This window comes from Streptomyces sp. NPDC002868 (genome assembly GCF_055563295.1).
Genome location: NZ_JBVHDR010000012.1, coordinates 230938 through 248078, shown reverse-complemented (window position 1 = coordinate 248078; position 17141 = coordinate 230938). Strand labels below are relative to the sequence as shown.

Below are 17141 nucleotides of genomic sequence, written 5' to 3'. Positions count from 1 at the left end.
GAGAGGCGCGCGGGGGTCCGGGACCCTTTTCCCTGGCTCCCGCACGCCCCTGTGAGTAAGCCCACGAAACGGGCAAAGGATCACTATTGGCTGCCAGAATGTCCCTTTGAAGTCAAGAGTTCTTTGCGGGCGGTTCCCGATCAAAGATCCACGAACCACCCAGGGAGCAAGTCCGTTGGCAGCAGCAGCCCGTTGGTGCATCAAGCACCGACTCGTAGCCGTCGTGCTCTGGCTCCTCGCTTTCGGCGGCGTCGCAGCCGCCGCGGGCGCAACGGGAACCGCGTACTCCAACGACTACGACGTCCCGGGCACCGAGTCCGGCCGGGCAACCGCCCTCCTCCAAGGGGGCTTCCACGGCCAGGGCGGCGACAGCGACACCATCGTGTGGCACACGGACAGCGGCAGCGTGCGCGCCGTCGGCGTCCGGCAGCCCATGTCCGAGATGCTCGACGAGGTCGCGAAACTCGACGGGGTCGCCTCCGTCAACAGCCCGTACGGCAACGACGGTGCCGACCGGACCAGCCCCGACGGGCACACCGCGTATGCCACCGTTACCTTCGACGAGCCGGCCGACTCCATCCCCAAGTCGCGGATCGAAGCGGTCGTCGCCACGGCGAAGGCAGCCCAGACCGACGCAGTCCAGGTCGAGCTCGGCGGCAGCGCCGTCGCACTCACCGAAGCGCCCACCTCCCATGTGGCCGAGATCGTCGGCGTGGCCGTCGCCGCCGTCGTCCTCTTCCTCGCTTTCGGCTCGCTCGCCGCCAGCGTGCTGCCCATCGCCACCGCGCTGGTCTCGGTCGGCACGGCGTACGCGGGCATCGTGCTCCTCGGGCATGTGATGACCGTCGCCGACTTCGCGCCGATGCTCGGCGTACTGATCGGGCTCGGCGTCGGCATCGACTACGCGCTGTTCATCGTCACCAGACACCGCAAGGGCCTGCGGCGCGGACTGCCGGTGGCCGAAGCGGCCCAGAACGCCGTCGCCACCACCGGCCGGGCCGTCGTCTTCGCGGGCGCCACCGTCTGCATCGCCCTGCTCGGCATGCTCATTCTGAGACTCAGCTTCCTGGGCGGCGTCGCGATCGCCGCCTCCCTGACCGTCGTACTCACCGTGGCGGCGTCGGTGACCCTGCTGCCGGCCCTGCTGTCCTTCATAGGCATGCGGGCGCTCAGCCGACGCGAGCGACGACGGCTCTTCGAGCGCGGCCCGCAGCCCGAGCTGTCGACCGGCTTCGCCGCCCGCTGGTCCGCCTTCGTCGAGCGCCATCCGAAGCTGCTCGGAGCGGTCGCAGCGGTGGTCATGCTGCTGCTCGCCCTGCCGACGTTCTCGCTGCACCTCGGCACGTCCGACCAGGGCAACGGCCCCTCCACCTCCACCACCCGCCAGGCGTACGACCTGCTCGCGGAAGGTTTCGGGCCCGGCGTCAATGGCCCGCTCACCCTCGTCGCCCGTCTCGACGGAGCGGACGACCGCCTCGCCATGGACGAGCTGCCCGACGCCCTGCGCGGCGCCGACGGCATCAAATCCGTCGGCCCGGTCACGTACAGCGGCAGTGGAGACACGGCGGTCCTCACCGTCGTACCGGACTCGTCCCCCCAGTCGAAGTCGACCAGTGAACTCGTCGACCGTCTGCGCCAGGACGTCCTGCCCACCGCGTCGGACGGCACCTCCCTGGAGGTGCACGTCGGCGGAGTCACGGCGAGCTACGACGACTTCGCCGAGATCATCGTCGGCAAACTGCCGCTCTTCGTCGGCGTCGTGATCACACTCGGCTGTCTGCTCCTGCTGCTTGCCTTCCGCTCGATCGGCATCCCCCTTAAGGCCGCCGCGATGAACGTGGCCGCCGTCGCCTCCTCCTTCGGGATCGTCGTCACGATCTTCCAGTGGGGGTGGGGCAGCGAGCTCCTCGGGCTCGGCAGAGCGGGCCCGATCGAGCCGTTCCTGCCGGTCATCATGGTCTCGGTGCTCTTCGGGCTCTCCATGGACTACCAGGTGTTCCTGGTCAGCCGGATGTACGAGGAGTGGCTGGAGACCGGTGACAACCGGCGGGCGGTACGGGTCGGCCTCGCCGAGACCAGCCGCGTGATCAACTCCGCGGCCGTGATCATGATTTCGGTGTTTCTCGCCTTCGTCCTCAGCGGCGACCGGGTCATCGCGATGTTCGGTATCGCGCTGGCTGCGGCGGTCGCGGTGGACGCGTTTGTGCTGCGTACGCTGCTGGTGCCCGCGCTCATGCACATGCTGGGCGGAGCGAACTGGTGGCTGCCGCGCTGGCTGGACCGCCGACTGCCGCGTATCAGCATCGAGCCGCCCGAGTGCCGTGTGCATGCGAAGATCCCTGGGCAGCGCGCGAGCGAGGACGGACAGCTCGTGCGGTAACCGGGCAGGGGGAAGACGATGTTCGCGATATCGCTGGGTGACGACGGGGCGGAACTGCGGCCGCTGGAGCCCTGGCGGGCCGAGGAGTACCTCGCCCACATGGACCGGGGCCGGGAGTTCATCGGCCAGTACGTCGCACTGGCCACCGCCGCGACCGATGTCGACTCGGCGCGGGCCTTCCTCCAGTCGTACGCCGACAAGCAGGCCCGGGACGGCGGGCGCATCTACGGGATCTGGCTGGACGGGACCCTCGTCGGCGGTGTTCTGTTCCGCATCTGGGACACCGCGAGCGGCGCGTGTGAGGCGGGCTGCTGGCTGGAGCCGTCGGCCGCCGGGCGCGGGCTGGTCACACGGGCCGCGCGCGTGATCATCGACTGGGCGGTGTACGAGCGTGGAATGCACCGTGTCGAGTGGCAGGTGGCCTCGGGGAACACCGCGAGCATCAATGTCGCCAAGCGGCTGGGGATGGTGCGGGAGGGCGTGCTGCGGGAGAGCTACCCCTACAGGGGCGTACGGCACGACATGGAGGCCTGGTCGGTGCTGGCGCCGGAGTGGCGGGAGCTGCGGGAGCAGGAAGGCCGCTGAGGACCCGGCCGCTGAGGACCCGGGCACTGAGGACCCGGGCACTGAGAGGCCGGTCGTTAAGGGGCGGTCGTCAGGGGGCCGGTCGTCAGGGGGCGGCTCGTTAAGAGGACTCTCAGAATCGGCCCCTAGCGTGCGGCGCATGAACCCCACGGAGACCAAAAAGACCACCCACACGACCGACGTGACCGACGTGACGGACGCGCCCGACGCGGCTGCCACCGAGCCGGTCGAGCCCGCCGAGCCCGCGACCGCTGAGCACGAAGCGGAGGCCGAGACCGAAGCCGAAGGCACCGACGAGGCGCCGCGCGCCTCCTCCGGCCTCGCAGCCGCCGCCGCTGGCGTCGTTTCCGTCGGCCTCGGCGTCGTAGCGCTCAGCGGGAGCTGGGTCGGCAAGATCTCCGCCGAGAGGCAGGCGCTGATCGGGCAGATCAAGACCTCGCAGGGTGGCACCCCCGCCCAGCAGATTTCCGCGATCTACGGCGACGCCTGGCACTCCACCGCCATGTTCAACGGCATCTTCGCGCTGCTCGCGCTGATCGTCGGCCTGGCTGTGTTCGCCCTGCCGCAGAAGGCCGGCTGGGTACGGGCCTTCGCCGTGGCCGGAGTCGCACTGGGCGTCCTGGGGCTGATCGTCTCCGGCGGCATGTACTTCGACCTCTTCCTGTCGCTGCCCAGCACAGGCTCGTAGACCCGGCTCGAAGCCCCGCCTCGAAACCCGTTGGTGCGTGTGTCCGTCCGGTGCTGCAATGCGCGGATGGATCACGACGAGGTGCTCAGCCTGTTCGACCACCAGATTCGGCAGGGTGGTGAAGGAGCCGAGCGGGCCGGTGACATGGTGCGGCAGGTCGGTGCCGACGGCGACTGGAACGGCATCGTCTGGTCCGGCCTGGACTCCGCAACGGCCGACGCCGCGATCGCCGAGCAGGTGCGGTACTTCAGCGCCCTGGGGCGGGACTTCGAGTGGAAGCTGTACTCCTACGACCGGCCAGACGACCTCGGCGCACGGCTGCGGGCGGCCGGCTTCACACCTGAGCCCGAAGAAACCCTGATGGTCGCCGAGATCCGCGACCTGCCCACCGACGTCGAACTCCCCGACGGCATCAGGCTGGAACCGGTCACCGACGCGGCGGGCGTGGATCTCCTGGCCGACGTGCACGAGCAGGCCTTCGGCACCAGCGGGGCCCGGCTGCGCGAACAGCTCCTCACCCAGCTGGCCCAGACGCCGGACACCATCGGCATGACCGTCGCGCTGGCCGGCGAACAGCCGGTCTGCGGGGCGCGGATGGAGCTCCACCCGGGCACCGACTTCGCGAGCCTCTGGGGCGGCGGCACCCTGCCCGCCTGGCGCGGCCGTGGCATCTACCGGGCGCTGATCGCCCACCGGGCCCGTATCGCCGCCGCGAGCGGCTACCGCTTCCTGCAGGTCGATGCCTCCAGCCAGAGCCGTCCGATCCTGCAACGGCTCGGCTTCACCCCGCTGAGCACCACCACTCCGTACGTCTACGAGCAGCGCCCCTAAGGCCGGGCGAGCAGGGGCCTTAGGCAGTAGACGTACGCGTCCCCGCCGCGTCTAAGGACCCCCGCCGCGCGAAGATGCGGCACCCTCCCGATGTGGCGGACCCCCCTGGGGGACGAGAGTCGAGGCATCGCAAGACGCCGAGAGAACTCACAACCAGGGAGTACGAGATGTTCGAGTACGAGATCCAGCAGCTCCGCCGGGCCGAGCTGATCCGCGAGGCCGACACCGAGCGGCTGGTCCGGCAGGTGCGTAAGGCCCGCCGTGCCGCCAGGCGGGGCGCCAAGGACGCGGAGGGCCGGGTGAGTCCGGACCACGATCGCTTCACCCGCGCCGCGTAAGACGGCGTGACCTCGCGTGATGACTGTCATCCCGATCAAGGGTGCCGCGTTGTCAGAGGGCTGTGCGATGCTCGGCGACGTGGAGACCAGGTCCGTCAGCCCGGTGTTCGTCGGCCGCGCCGGCGAACTGACCGCGCTCACCAACGCGCTCACCCGCGCCGCCGCGGGAGAGCCGCAGGCGTTGCTCGTCGGCGGTGAGGCAGGGGTCGGCAAGACCCGGCTCGTCGAGGAGTTGTTCACCGAGGCGTGCCGCCGCGAGGCCGTCGTCGCGGTCGGCGGATGTGTCGAGATCGGCGCGGACGGGCTGCCGTTCGCGCCTTTCTCGACCGCGCTGCGCACGCTCCACCGCCGGCTGCCCAAGGAACTGGCCGCGGCCGCCGCGGGCCAGGAGGACGAGCTGGCGCGGCTGCTGCCCGAGCTGGGGGAGGCGCCTCGCGGACAGCAGGGCAGACACGACGAGGAAGGCATGGCCCGCCTCTTCGAGCTCACCGCGCGACTGCTTGAGCGGATCGCCGCGGACCGCACGATCGTCCTGGTGCTCGAGGACCTGCACTGGGCCGACGCCTCCACCCGCCACCTGCTCGCCTACCTCTTCCGCACACTGCGCCGCGGCCGGCTCGTCGTGATCGCGACGTACCGCTCCGACGACGTCCACCGGCGCCATCCGCTGCGGCCCTTCCTCGCCGAGCTCGACCGGATGCGCACGGTCCAGCGCATCGAGCTGACCCGCTTCAACCGCGGCGAGGTCCACCGCCAGATGGCCGGGATCCTCGCCGCCGAGCCCGAACCGGCCGTGGTGGACCGGGTCTTCGAGCGCTCGGACGGCAATGCGTTCTTCGTCGAAGAGCTCGCCTGCAGCATGGCCAACGGCTGCCGCACGGGGCTGACCGACTCCCTGCGCGACATCCTTCTCGTACGCGTCGAGGCGCTGCCCGAAGATGCCCAGCGGGTGGCGCGGATCGTCGCTGAGGGCGGCTCGACCGTGGAGTACGGGCTGCTGCGCGCTGTCGCCCGGCTGTGCGAGGACGACCTCATCGAGGCGCTGCGGGCCGCGGTGGGCGCCAACATCCTGCTGGCTACGCCGGACGGCGACGGCTACCGCTTCCGGCACTCCCTCGCGCGCGAGGCCGTGGGCGACGATCTGCTGCCCGGGGAGCGCTCCCGGCTCAGCCGGCGGTACGCGGAGGCGCTGGAGGCCGACCCGTCGCTCGTACGGTGCGAGGAGCGGGCCATGCGGCTCGCCAGCTACTGGTACCACGCGCACGACGCCGCGAAGGCCCTCCCCGCTGTGCTGAGCGCCTCGGTCGAGGCGCGGCGACGGCATGCGTACGCCGAGCAACTGCGGCTGCTGGGGCGGGCGATGGAGCTCTGGGACAGCGCGCCGGACGAGGTGCGGGCTGCCCTGCGGCCAGTCGACTACGCGGAGGCGTACCCTCCGTGCGGCTGCGATCCGGCCACCACGCCGCTGCGCTTCCTTGACCTGATGGCCGAGGCATCCGTCGCGGGCCGGCTCAGTGGCGAGAAGGAACGCGCGCTGAAGATCACCAAGCGCGGGCAGCGGCTGGCGGAGGCGGAGGGCGACGCGCTGCGCGGCGCCTGGTTCTCCGTCCAGCGCTCCCGGCTCGTCTCGTCGCTGGGCCGCGGCGACGGGTGGGCGGAGCTGGCTGCTGCGCAGGAGCTGGTGCGCGGACTGCCGCCGTCCGCCGTCCACGCGGAGGTGCTCGCGGAGGCGGCGAACTGGGGCATGGTGCACGACCCGGGGCCGGGCAGCCTCGCGACCGCCGAGCTCGCCGTGGAGTACGCGCGTATGGTCGGCGAGGAGGACAACGAGCTACGGGCCCGCCTCACCCTCGGCAGCCTCATGGTCGACGCGGGCAACGTCGACGAGGGGCTCGCGGAGATGTACGCGGTGAAGGAGCGGGCCGTCGCCCTCGACCTGCCCGGCCACGTGGGGCGTACGCATGTGAATCTGCCGTCCGTGCTGGAGGGCGTGGGCCGCTCACGGGAAGCGGTCGACATTCTCGCCGAGGGCGTCGAACTCTCCCGGAAATACGGCCTGTTGGACACCCAGGCCTGGGTCCTGGTCAACCTCGCCGAGTCGTACAGCTCGCTCGGGCGCTGGGGCGAGACGACCGAGGCAGCGGAGCGGGCGTTGCGGATCGCTCTGAGCCCGAAGCCCCGGGGGTTCGCAGCGACCCGGTGCGCATACCTGGCCCTCGACCGGGGCGACGCGGCGAAGGCGGCCGAGCATCTGGAGGCGGCGCGCGGGCACTTCGGAGCCAATGACCCGATGCCCCAGAGCACCATCCCGCTGCACACCGTGGCGCTGAGCATCGCGGCGGCGCAGGGGCGCGTGCTGGACGCCCGGACCGAGTTCGAACGGGCGGCGACGGCGGGCTTCCCGCCCGGCACCCAGCGATACGCCTGGCCGCTGCTGCGCGCCGCGGCCACGCTCGAGGCCGATACGCGCGGCCTGCCCGCCGTGGAACCCGGCCGCGCCGAGGCGCTGGAACGGATCCGCAAGGCGGCCAGAACGCTCGTCACCGCGGTCCCGGTATGGATGGCTCACGAGCGCTGGGTCCGCGCGGAACTGCTGCGCGCCGGCGGCGAGGACGCGGCCGTCGACTGGGCCGAGGCCGGCAAGGCCTTCGAGGCGCTGGAGCGCCCGTACGACCTGGCGAGGGTCCGCCACCGCTGGGCGGAGGCGGTGCTCCAGTCGGACCGCGCGCAGGCGACGGAGTTGCTGCGCCAGGCGGCGGTGACGGCCCAGCAGCTGTGCGCGCGCCCTCTGTCCGAGGACATCGCGCTGCTCGCCCAGCGCGCCCGCATCTCCCTGACCGACGACCCTGCTCCTGCGACGGCCACCACTCCGCGGCGGGGTCCGGCTCTCGGCCTGACCCGCCGCGAGGAGGATGTCCTCCGCCTGGTCGCGGTGGGCCGCAGCAACCGTCAGATCGCCGAGGAGCTGTTCATCTCCCCGAAGACGGCGAGCGTCCACGTCTCCAACATCCTGGCCAAACTGGGCGTCTCGGGCCGCGGAGAGGCAGCGGCCATGGCCCACCGCCTGCGCCTGTTCCGGCCCACGGGCGAGGAGCAGCCGGCGGCATCGGCCTGAGCAGCCAGAGGGGCGCGACGCCTGGCGCCTGGTGGCGGGGCCGCGTGGCTGGTGTCGGCCACGATCCACGCCCGGAGGCCGCGCCCTGACGGCAGCAGCGCCCCGTCCCGGGCGGCTGGTGCCGCGCCCTGGCGGCGGCCACGATCCACGCCCCGAGGCCGCTCCCAGCGACGGGGGCCCGCGGCCGGTGCCCCCGGGCATGTCCTCAATCGACGGACGGGCCGGAAAGTCCAGCCCCTCCGGCGTTTGAGGAGCCGCCCGGCCGCGCACCGCACCCGGCGGCTGGTTCCCGAGAGCGGCAGCAGCTGCACCCCGAGCCCGCCCCGGGCGGCCGGCGCCAGGCGGCCGGTGCCCGCGCACCGCGCCTGCCCGCGCCGCCGCCGCGATCGGGCACGGCGGGCACCCCGCACCCGCCTCACTCCCGCGGCGGCTTCTCACGTGCGCGGATCGTCACCTTGCCCGACGCAAGGTCTATCGGGCCGTGGCCCGGGTCGTTGTCGCCCACGTCGGCCCTCGTCAGGGCCAGGCGGTTGCGTTCCTCGTCGGTGTGCTTGCGGCCCGGTGCGAAGAACTCCTCGAAAGACGTTGAACACAAGCCGTCCACCCCCTACTTCAGCCCCTGCTTCAGCTCCTACTTCACCTCCAGCTGGAGGATCTTGTCGTCCCCCGGCTCGGGTGATCCCCGGCGGTCCGTCTCGCTCGTGACGAGCCAGACCTTGGCGCCGCCCACCGACAGGACCGTGCGAAGGCGGCCGTGCTTCCCCACCAGGAACGACTGGGGCTCCGCCGAGGGTTCCGCGCCCGCCAGAGGGATTCGCCAGAGCCGCTCGCCCTTCAGCGCCGCCATCCAGATCGAGCCCGATGCGTACGCGATGCCACTCGGCGAAGCCTCCGACGTCCTCCACTGGGCCACCGGGTCGACGAAGCCGGACCCGCCGCCCTTGCCCTCCACCTCCGGCCAGCCGTAGTTCTTCCCCGGCTGGATCAGATTGAGCTCGTCCCAGGTGGTCTGGCCGAACTCGGCCGCCCACAGGCGCTTGTCGGAGTCCCAGGCGAGCCCCTGCACATTGCGGTGGCCCCATGAGTAGACGACGGAGCCGGCGTCCGGATTGCCGTGCACCGGCTGCCCGTCAGGGGTCATCCGCAGGATCTTCCCGCCCAGCGACTTCCTGTCCTGCGCGAGCCCCGTGTCACCCGTCTCGCCCGTGCCTGCGTAGAGCATCTTGTCCGGGCCGAACGCGATCCGCCCGCCGTTGTGCACGATGCCCTTGGGGATGCCCCTCAACACCGTGTCCGGCGCGCCCAGTTGCTGGTCGGCCGGCTTCTGCTCGTCGTACAGCAGGCGGGCGATGCGGTTGTCCGACTCGGTGGTGAAGTACGCGTACACCTGATGGTCCGAGGCGAACGAGGGGGAGACCGCCAGGCCCAGCAGCCCGCCCTCGCCACCCGGGGAGACCCCCGGCACCGAGCCGATCACGGTCTGCTTGCCGCTCTCCGCATCGACCCGGCTGATCGTCCCCTCGTCGCGCGAGGCGATCAGCAGATCGCCGTCGGGCAGCGCGGCGACGCCCCACGGCGACTTCAGGTCCTGCGTCAGTGTGGACACCACCTTCACCGAGCCCTTCGCGGGCGGGCCCGTCGGACTCGGCGACCCTCCCGAGGCGGATGCGGAGGGGCCCAGGGTGGTCGACGTCGGCCCCTGCCGGCCGGTCGGCGCCTTGTCGTCACCGGACGAGCACCCGGCCACGAGCAGAAGCACGGCAGCGGCCAACACGGCTGTCACTGCAGGACGTTGCACAGTTCTGATCCCTTCGACGGCTGCTTGAGCTGCCTGACTACTGTTCTTACACCGCAGCCGCCCCGCAGGTTCCCGATCTTCCGCCAAGAGTCAGAAGAACGAGCGACAGCTCACTCAGTCCCAGGATCCCCGCGCCGACGGCAGTCCCGCCACTTCCACCAGATCCCGCCCCGTCAGCTCAAGATCCGCCGCCCCCGCGTTCTGCACCGCCCACTCGTCGTGCTTCGTCCCCGGCACCGCCACGACATTCCGCCCCCGCGCCAGCACCCACGCCAACGCGACCTGGGCAGGAGACGCGCCATGCCGCTGGGCGATCCGCCGCAGCCCCGCCACCACCGGCTGGTTCGCCGCCATCATCTCGGCCGTGAACCGCGGATGCCGCGCCCGCACGTCGTCAGGCTCGAAGCCCTGCCCCGGCGTGAGCGTCCCCGTCAGAAATCCGTTCCCCAGCGGCATTGCCGCCAGGAACCCCACCCCCCGCGCCTCGCACCACGGCAGCAGCCGCTCCAGCGCCTCCGGCGACCACACCGACAGCTCCGCCTGAACCGCGCTCACCGGGAACACCTGCTGCACCCGCTCCAGCTGCCGGATCGTTCCCTCGTGCAGATGCGCCCCGGAGCGCCTGGACGCGCGCGCCCCCACCGCGCACATGCCCAGCGCCCGCACCTTCCCCGCGCTCACCAGCTCCGCCATCGCGCCCCAGGTCTCCTCGACCGGAATCTCCGGATCCGCCCGGTGCAGCTGATAGAGATCGATCACATCGGTCTGCAGCCGCCGCAGCGAGGCGTCACAGGCCCGCTTCACATACCCGGGCCGCCCATTGGCGACCACATGCTGATCGCCGACGAGCAGTCCGACCTTCGTCGATACGAACGCGTCCCCGCGCCGCTCCTTGAGCACCCGCCCGATCAGCAGCTCATTGGTGAAGGGCCCGTACATATCGGCCGTGTCCAGCAGGCTGCAGCCGGCGTCCAGCGCGGCGTGCACCGTACGCAGCGATCGCTCCCCGCGCTGCTGGGAGCTGCTGTACGCCCAGCTCATCGGCATACAGCCGAGCCCGATCGCGCCCACTTCGAGGGCCGCCGCACCGATTGTCCTGCGCTCCAACTGCCCGTACCCCTCCTTTGGCCGCTGACCAAACTAACCAATGCGGACCGAGGCCCTTCGCATAGCCTCCTGACCATGACTTCAGACGTGTGGCTCCCGATTCCGGCCGACGAGATCGAAGGGCTTCCCGACCCCTCGGACTCGGGCCTCAACTACCTCTTCTGGGACGGCGGTCCCGACTTTCCCGCCGACCCCGCCGACTGTGCCTTCTACGCCGTCCCGTACATGAAGGGCATGGAGGTCGCGGTCCGCCCGCTGGCCGCGATGAGGTCCGTACGTGTCGTCCAGACCCTCTCCGCGGGGATCGACCATGTGGAACCGGGACTCGGCTCGCTGCCCGCTGGCGTGCGCCTGTGCAATGCCAGAGGAGTCCACGAAGCCTCCACCGCCGAGCTCACTCTGGCCCTGATCCTCGCCTCCCTGCGCGGTGTCCCCGGCTTCGTGCGTGGCCAGGACAAGGAGGAATGGCGGTCCGGCTTCTATCCGGCGCTCGCCGACAAGTCGGTGCTCATCGTGGGATACGGATCGATCGGCGCCGCGATCGAGGACCGGCTCGCGCCGTTTGAATGCGCGCGGGTGGCGCGCGTCGCGCGCTCCGCCCGCGCTGCGGAGCGCGGCGAAGTGCGCGCACTCACCGACCTGCCCACGCTGCTCCCGGACGCGGACGTCGTGATCTTGTCCATCCCGCTCACCGAGCAGACGAAAGGCCTGGTCAACGCCGGTTTCCTGGCCCGGATGAAGAACGGAGCGCTGCTGGTGAACGTCGCTCGCGGCCCGGTCGTCGACACCAAGGCCCTGCTCGCAGAGGTGGAGAGCGGACGGATCACCGCTGCCCTCGATGTCACAGACCCGGAGCCGCTGCCCCCGGGCCACCCTCTCTGGCACGCCCCCGGTGTCCTCATCAGCCCCCATGTGGGCGGCTCCACCTCGGCTTTCATGCCACGCGCCAAGCGGCTGCTGGCCGGACAACTCACCCGTTTCGCCGCGGGCGAGCCGTTGCGCAACGTGGTGCTCACGACTGGGAAGTGAACCCTAAGCGCCCGCGCTTCGTGCACTCTATGAAGTCGTTTGGTTGCGCCACGTGCCGACAACGCCGCTGGTAGTCACGGAGAGTAGAGGAACTATGTCCCTGAGTGACGAGACTGGTGTATCGTCCCGACCTGGGGGCTGCACCAGGCAAGGGGCGGTGCAGTAGCGCGACCTGACTGCCGATCAGACTTCGAGGGGGGCGACGGGCGATGCACAGCCATTGCACGAACGATCCGACGCGGCGAGGCCGCCGACGACGACCCTCGCACGCTGCGAAGCAAAGACCCGCTCCGACGGCTGTCACGCCGACGGCGGCGCTCCCCGGGGCAGCCCCGTGAGCGCCCCCGGGGTACTCCTGGCCCGGCAGGCGTTCTCCGGCGGCGCCACGGGGCTGCGTTCCCAGATCCTCCTAGCCGCCATCTGCTCCGGTTACGGCGTGGGCGCCGCCGTCGGCTGGGGTTCGCGCGAAGTCGCTCTGGTCATGGGCGACTTCGGGCTGAGCGCCGCCGCCCTGGTCGCCGCGGTCTCCTGCTTCGTCTACGCCCGCTCCAGGCACAGCCGTTTTCGGCCCGCCTGGATGCTGTTCGCGGTCTCCTCCGCGATGGCGTCGTGCGGCAACGCCGTCTGGGGGTGGTACGAGGTTGTGCTGGACCGCGAGGTACCGAGCCCCTCGATCGCCGACCTGTTCTTCCTCTGCTTCGCGCCGCCCGCCATCGTCGGCCTCCTCGTCCTCGCCAAGCGCCCGGTCACCAGGGCGGGCTGGGTCTGCCTCGCGCTGGACGCCTGGCTGATCGGCGGCTCGCTCCTCACCCTCTCCTGGAGCATCGCGCTCGCCCACACCGCGCGCGTCCAGGGCGAGAGCGTGGCTCCCGCCGCCCTGGCCCTCGCGTATCCGCTGCTGGACATCGTGCTGGTGAGCCTGGTGCTCGCGCTGCACTTCCGGCGCTCGGCCACCAACCGCTCCGCCATCAACACCGCCATCGCCGCCCTCGCCCTGACCGTCCTGTGCGACGCCCTGTTCACCTCGCCACTGCTGCGCGAGAGCTACCGCTCGGGCCAGCTCCTCGACGCGGGCTGGTTCGCCGGTTCGCTGCTGCTCGCGTACGCCCCCTGGGGTGCACGCCGTACGGTCGAGACGGCCAGACCCCCGCGCGGCACCCGCCACCCCAGCCGCCCCGTCGCCGGCTCGCTGGCCGCCCTCACCCCGTATCTCGCTGCTGCCGTCTGCACCCTCGGCATCCTCCACAACGTCATTGAGGGCCGCCGAGTGGACCGGGTCGTCGTCCTCACCGGCTGCACCGTGGTCCTCGCCCTGGTCGTCCGGCAGGGCATCATGCTCCTCGACAACATCGCCCTCACCCATGAGCTGGCGCAGAAGGAGAACCACTTCCGCTCGCTGGTGCAGGGGTCGAGCGACGTCATCATGATCGCCGCCCCCAGCGGGATACTGCGCTATGTCAGTCCCGCGGCCGCCGGTGTATACGGCCGAGAGGCCGAGGAGCTCATCGGCTCCGAGCTGGCCTGTCTGATCCACCCCGAGGACCTCGACCGGGTGGTCCGTGAAGTGCGCCGGTTTCTGGCCGCCCCGCCGGCCGATGAGCCGACCATGCGGATCGATTGCCGCTTCAGATCGGGCAGTGGCGACTGGCTCAATGTGGAGTCCACGGTCAACCGACACCAGGGTGGCCTGCTCTTCAACAGTCGCGACATCACCGAACGGGTCCGGCTGCAGGCGCAGTTGCAGCACAACGCCGAGCACGATCCGCTCACCGACCTGCCCAACCGCGCCCTGTTCACCGAACGCGTCCGCCAGGCCCTCACCGGCCGCCGCGCGGGCGACTCCGGCACCGCAGTGCTCTTCATCGACCTCGACGGCTTCAAGGGGGTCAACGACCGTCTCGGCCACCTGGCCGGCGACGAGCTGCTGATCCAGGCGGCCCGCCGCCTGCAGGATTCGGTACGTTCCGGGGACACCGCAGCCCGCCTCGGCGGTGACGAGTTCGCGGCCCTCGTCGTCGGCGACGGCTCCCGCAACCAGTCCGCCCGTGAGTACCAGGTGCAGGAGATCGCCGACCGGCTGCGCCTGACCCTCTCCCAGCCGTACCGCGTGGACGGCCGCGAAGTGCGGGTGGCCGCCTCCATCGGGGTGGCCTTTGCCGAGCCATCCATCACCCCCACCGACCTGATGCGCAACGCCGACCTCGCCATGTACCGCGCCAAGGCCGCGGGCAAGGACCGCGTCGAGCTGTACGCCCCGCAGATGCAGGCCGATGTGGTACGCCGCACCGAGCTGGCCGCCCGGCTCCGCAGTGCCCTGCACGAGGGCGAGTTCGCGCTGCTCCACCAGCCCGTGGTGAGCCTTGCCACGGGCCGTATCGCCGCCGTCGCCGCCCAGGCCCGCTGGCGGTCCGCCCAGGGCATCCTGTTCACCCCGGCCGAATTCCTGCGGGTCGCCGACAGTGCCGACACTCCAGAGGGCGCCCGCACCGCCGAGCTCGGCCGCTGGCTGCTCGAAGAGGCCGTGGAGCAGGCCGCCGAGCGCAGCAGGGTGGGCCACCGGGTGCCCGTCTCGGTCCGGCTCTCGGCCGGCCGGCTGCTGGACAAGTCCCTGCCGCTCGGTTCCATCGAAGCCCTCCTCACCCGGCACGGGCTGCCCTCGGGCGCGCTGGTCATCGAGCTCGCCGACAGCGATCCGCGGATCTCCTTCGACGATCTGGAGCAGCGTCTGGTCGCGCTGCGCAGACTCGGCGTACGGATCGCCCTGGACGGCTTCGGCAGCGGATACGCCGCGATCAACGCACTGCGCAGGCTCCCCGTGGACGTACTGAAACTGGACAGGGGTCTGGTCGAGGGCGTCGTCGAGTCCGCCCGGCTGCACAAGATCACCGCGGGGCTGCTGAGGATCGCCTGCGACCTCGGCATGCAGTCTGTGGCGGACGGTGTGGACATGCCCGAGCAGGTGCTCGCACTGCGCGCCATGGGATGCACGCACGGCCAGGGCATGGCCTTCTCGGGACCGCTCGACGAGTACCGGCTGCGCCGCGCCCTGGTCCGCGACGAGTTCCCGGTGCCCGGCGGAATCGCCCTGCCCGTCCTGACAGGCGGCGTCTACCCTGCTCGTAATGGCTCAAATAATGAGACGCGCGTCCCACCCACTTGACAGTCATGGCGCGCCGGGGGGAGGGTCAATGCCATGCGCACCCGAATTCTCGTACTTGGAAAGCGCGTCGGCTGAGCAGGGCCGCGAAAGCCCTGCAGACCCCTCCCGACGCGCTCCCCTCGCCTGCCTCACGGCACGAGGGGTTTTTTGTTGCACCGGCACACCCCAAACCCTCGCAAAAACCCTCAGCTTCGAGAAGAGAATGCCGATGACCGAGCAGGCCACCGGGGCCCACCATCCGCAGCCGCGGGCCCGTACCGGCGGACACACCGCTGCAGTTGAGCACGTCACGGGCGCGCAGTCCCTCATCCGTTCTCTCGAGGAAGTGGGGGCCGACACGGTGTTCGGCATCCCCGGCGGCGCCATCCTCCCCGCGTACGACCCGATGATGGACTCCACCAAGGTCCGCCACGTCCTGGTCCGTCACGAGCAGGGCGCCGGCCACGCGGCGACCGGCTACGCCCAGGCCACCGGCAAGGTCGGCGTCTGCATGGCGACCTCGGGCCCCGGCGCCACCAACCTGGTCACCCCCATCGCCGACGCGCACATGGACTCCGTGCCGCTGGTCGCGATCACCGGCCAGGTCTCCTCCAAGGCGATCGGCACGGACGCCTTCCAGGAGGCGGACATCGTCGGCATCACGATGCCGATCACCAAGCACAACTTCCTGGTCACCAAGGCCGACGACATCCCGCGCACCATCGCCGAGGCCTTCCACATCGCCTCCACGGGACGCCCGGGCCCGGTCCTCGTCGACATCGCCAAGGACGCCCTCCAGGCGCAGACCACCTTCAGCTGGCCGCCGCAGCAGGACCTGCCCGGCTACCGCCCGGTGACCAAGCCGCACGCCAAGCAGATCCGCGAGGCCGCCAAGCTGATCGTCCAGGCCCGGCGGCCCGTCCTGTACGTCGGCGGCGGCGTGATCAAGGCCGGCGCCACCGCCGAGCTGAAGGTCCTCGCCGAGCTCACCGGCGCCCCCGTCACCACCACCCTGATGGCGCTGGGCTCGTTCCCCGACAGCCACCCGCTGCACGTGGGAATGCCGGGCATGCACGGTGCGGTCACCGCCGTCACCGCGCTGCAGAAGGCCGACCTGATCGTCGCCCTCGGAGCCCGGTTCGACGACCGCGTCACGGGCAAGCTGGACAGCTTCGCCCCGTACGCCAAGATCGTCCACGCCGACATCGACCCGGCCGAGATCGGCAAGAACCGCACCGCGGACGTGCCGATCGTCGGTGACGCCCGTGAGGTCATCGCCGACCTGGTCCAAGCCGTCCAGGCGGAGCACAGCGAAGGCCACACCGGCGACTACAGCGCCTGGTGGAAGGACCTCAGCCGCTGGCGCGAGACCTACCCGCTCGGCTACGACCAGCCGGACGACGGCAGCCTCTCGCCGCAGCAGGTCATCCAGCGCATCGGCCAGCTCGCCCCCGAGAACACCATCTACGCCGCGGGCGTCGGCCAGCACCAGATGTGGGCCGCCCACTTCATCGACTACGAGAAGCCCGCCACCTGGCTGAACTCCGGCGGCGCCGGAACGATGGGCTACGCGGTCCCGGCCGCGATGGGCGCCAAGGCCGGCATGCCGGACCGCACGGTCTGGGCCATCGACGGCGACGGCTGCTTCCAGATGACCAACCAGGAGCTCACCACCTGCGCGCTGAACAACATCCCGATCAAGGTCGCGATCATCAACAACGGCGCGCTCGGGATGGTCCGCCAGTGGCAGACCCTCTTCTACAACCAGCGCTACTCCAGCACCGTCCTGCACGCCGACGACACGGGGCACCACGTGGCCGGCTCCCAGGTCGGCGCGAGCACCACGGCGCGCCAGGGCACCCGCGTCCCCGACTTCGTCAAGCTGTCGGAGGCCATGGGCTGCTACGCGCTGCGCTGTGAGTCCCCGGACGACCTGGACAAGGTCATCGCCGAGGCCAACGCGATCAACGACCGCCCCGTCGTCATCGACTTCATCGTCCATGAGGACGCCCAGGTGTGGCCGATGGTCGCCGCAGGCACCTCCAACGACGAGGTCATGGCAGCGCGCGGCGTCCGCCCCGACTTCGGCGACAACGAAGACGACTGAGAGCCGTAGGAAGAGGAACGACGC

General features: G+C 71.0%; 12 protein-coding genes. 9 read left to right on the top strand and 3 right to left on the bottom strand.

The window, feature by feature from the left end; translation table 11 throughout:
* Positions 1-175 precede the first annotated feature (175 nt).
* The 6 genes from ACZ3H8_RS31235 (at position 176) to ACZ3H8_RS31210 (ending at position 7937) form a co-directional block, all read left to right on the top strand.
* Positions 176-2380 carry an MMPL family transporter gene (locus tag ACZ3H8_RS31235; protein ID WP_467407548.1) on the top strand — a complete coding sequence of 735 codons (2205 nt, stop codon included), beginning with the start codon at positions 176-178 and terminating at the stop codon, positions 2378-2380.
* Between the two features lie 18 nt (positions 2381-2398).
* Positions 2399-2965, top strand: a complete 567-nt coding sequence (locus ACZ3H8_RS31230) for a GNAT family N-acetyltransferase (RefSeq protein ID WP_467407547.1) — start codon at positions 2399-2401, stop codon at positions 2963-2965.
* 139 nt (positions 2966-3104) lie between these two features.
* On the top strand, positions 3105-3653 hold the full coding sequence (locus tag ACZ3H8_RS31225; RefSeq protein ID WP_467407545.1) for a hypothetical protein: 549 nt from the start codon (positions 3105-3107) through the stop codon (positions 3651-3653).
* Positions 3654-3719: 66 nt separating this feature from the next.
* Positions 3720-4484, top strand: a complete 765-nt coding sequence (locus tag ACZ3H8_RS31220; protein ID WP_467407544.1) for a GNAT family N-acetyltransferase — start codon at positions 3720-3722, stop codon at positions 4482-4484.
* Positions 4485-4651: 167 nt separating this feature from the next.
* The gene (locus tag ACZ3H8_RS31215; protein WP_467407542.1) at positions 4652-4822 is read left to right on the top strand and encodes a hypothetical protein; all 171 of its coding nucleotides are present in this window, start codon (positions 4652-4654) and stop codon (positions 4820-4822) included.
* A 67-nt stretch (positions 4823-4889) separates the two neighbouring features.
* Entirely contained in the window at positions 4890-7937 is a 3048-nt protein-coding gene (locus tag ACZ3H8_RS31210; protein WP_467407651.1) for a helix-turn-helix transcriptional regulator, read from the top strand.
* 415 nt (positions 7938-8352) lie between these two features.
* Here the strand turns inward: ACZ3H8_RS31210 and ACZ3H8_RS31205 are convergent, their stop codons facing one another.
* From ACZ3H8_RS31205 to ACZ3H8_RS31195, 3 genes are all read right to left on the bottom strand, one after another.
* A complete protein-coding gene (locus ACZ3H8_RS31205) occupies positions 8353-8532 on the bottom strand; it encodes a DUF6191 domain-containing protein (RefSeq protein ID WP_467407541.1) in 180 nt (59 codons plus the stop codon).
* A gap of 36 nt (positions 8533-8568) precedes the next feature.
* Positions 8569-9720 (bottom strand): PQQ-dependent sugar dehydrogenase, encoded by a 1152-nt coding sequence (locus ACZ3H8_RS31200; protein ID WP_467407540.1) that lies wholly within the window; start codon positions 9718-9720, stop codon positions 8569-8571.
* 129 nt (positions 9721-9849) lie between these two features.
* On the bottom strand, positions 9850-10842 hold the full coding sequence (locus tag ACZ3H8_RS31195; RefSeq protein WP_467407538.1) for an aldo/keto reductase: 993 nt from the start codon (positions 10840-10842) through the stop codon (positions 9850-9852).
* 75 nt (positions 10843-10917) lie between these two features.
* Here ACZ3H8_RS31195 and ACZ3H8_RS31190 point away from each other — a divergent pair, with 75 nt between their 5' ends.
* The 3 genes from ACZ3H8_RS31190 (at position 10918) to ACZ3H8_RS31180 (ending at position 17117) form a co-directional block, all read left to right on the top strand.
* Complete coding sequence (locus tag ACZ3H8_RS31190) at positions 10918-11871, top strand: 2-hydroxyacid dehydrogenase (protein WP_467407537.1); 954 nt, start codon at positions 10918-10920, stop codon at positions 11869-11871.
* 334 nt (positions 11872-12205) lie between these two features.
* Positions 12206-15031 (top strand): putative bifunctional diguanylate cyclase/phosphodiesterase, encoded by a 2826-nt coding sequence (locus ACZ3H8_RS31185; protein WP_467407536.1) that lies wholly within the window; start codon positions 12206-12208, stop codon positions 15029-15031.
* Positions 15032-15233: 202 nt separating this feature from the next.
* Positions 15234-17117, top strand: coding sequence for an acetolactate synthase large subunit (locus ACZ3H8_RS31180; RefSeq protein WP_307660929.1), 1884 nt, complete (start codon positions 15234-15236; stop codon positions 17115-17117).
* Positions 17118-17141 lie beyond the last annotated feature (24 nt).

What these genes read in the sequence shown, in the direction of transcription:
- ACZ3H8_RS31230 (WP_467407547.1), top strand. Translation starts at nt 2,399, where the DNA reads ATGTTCGCGATATCGCTGGGTGACGACGGGGCGGAACTGCGGCCGCTG.
- ACZ3H8_RS31225 (WP_467407545.1), top strand. Translation starts at nt 3,105, where the DNA reads ATGAACCCCACGGAGACCAAAAAGACCACCCACACGACCGACGTGACC.
- ACZ3H8_RS31220 (WP_467407544.1), top strand. Translation starts at nt 3,720, where the DNA reads ATGGATCACGACGAGGTGCTCAGCCTGTTCGACCACCAGATTCGGCAG.
- ACZ3H8_RS31215 (WP_467407542.1), top strand. Translation starts at nt 4,652, where the DNA reads ATGTTCGAGTACGAGATCCAGCAGCTCCGCCGGGCCGAGCTGATCCGC.
- ACZ3H8_RS31210 (WP_467407651.1), top strand. Translation starts at nt 4,890, where the DNA reads ATGCTCGGCGACGTGGAGACCAGGTCCGTCAGCCCGGTGTTCGTCGGC.
- ACZ3H8_RS31190 (WP_467407537.1), top strand. Translation starts at nt 10,918, where the DNA reads ATGACTTCAGACGTGTGGCTCCCGATTCCGGCCGACGAGATCGAAGGG.
- ACZ3H8_RS31180 (WP_307660929.1), top strand. Translation starts at nt 15,234, where the DNA reads ATGCCGATGACCGAGCAGGCCACCGGGGCCCACCATCCGCAGCCGCGG.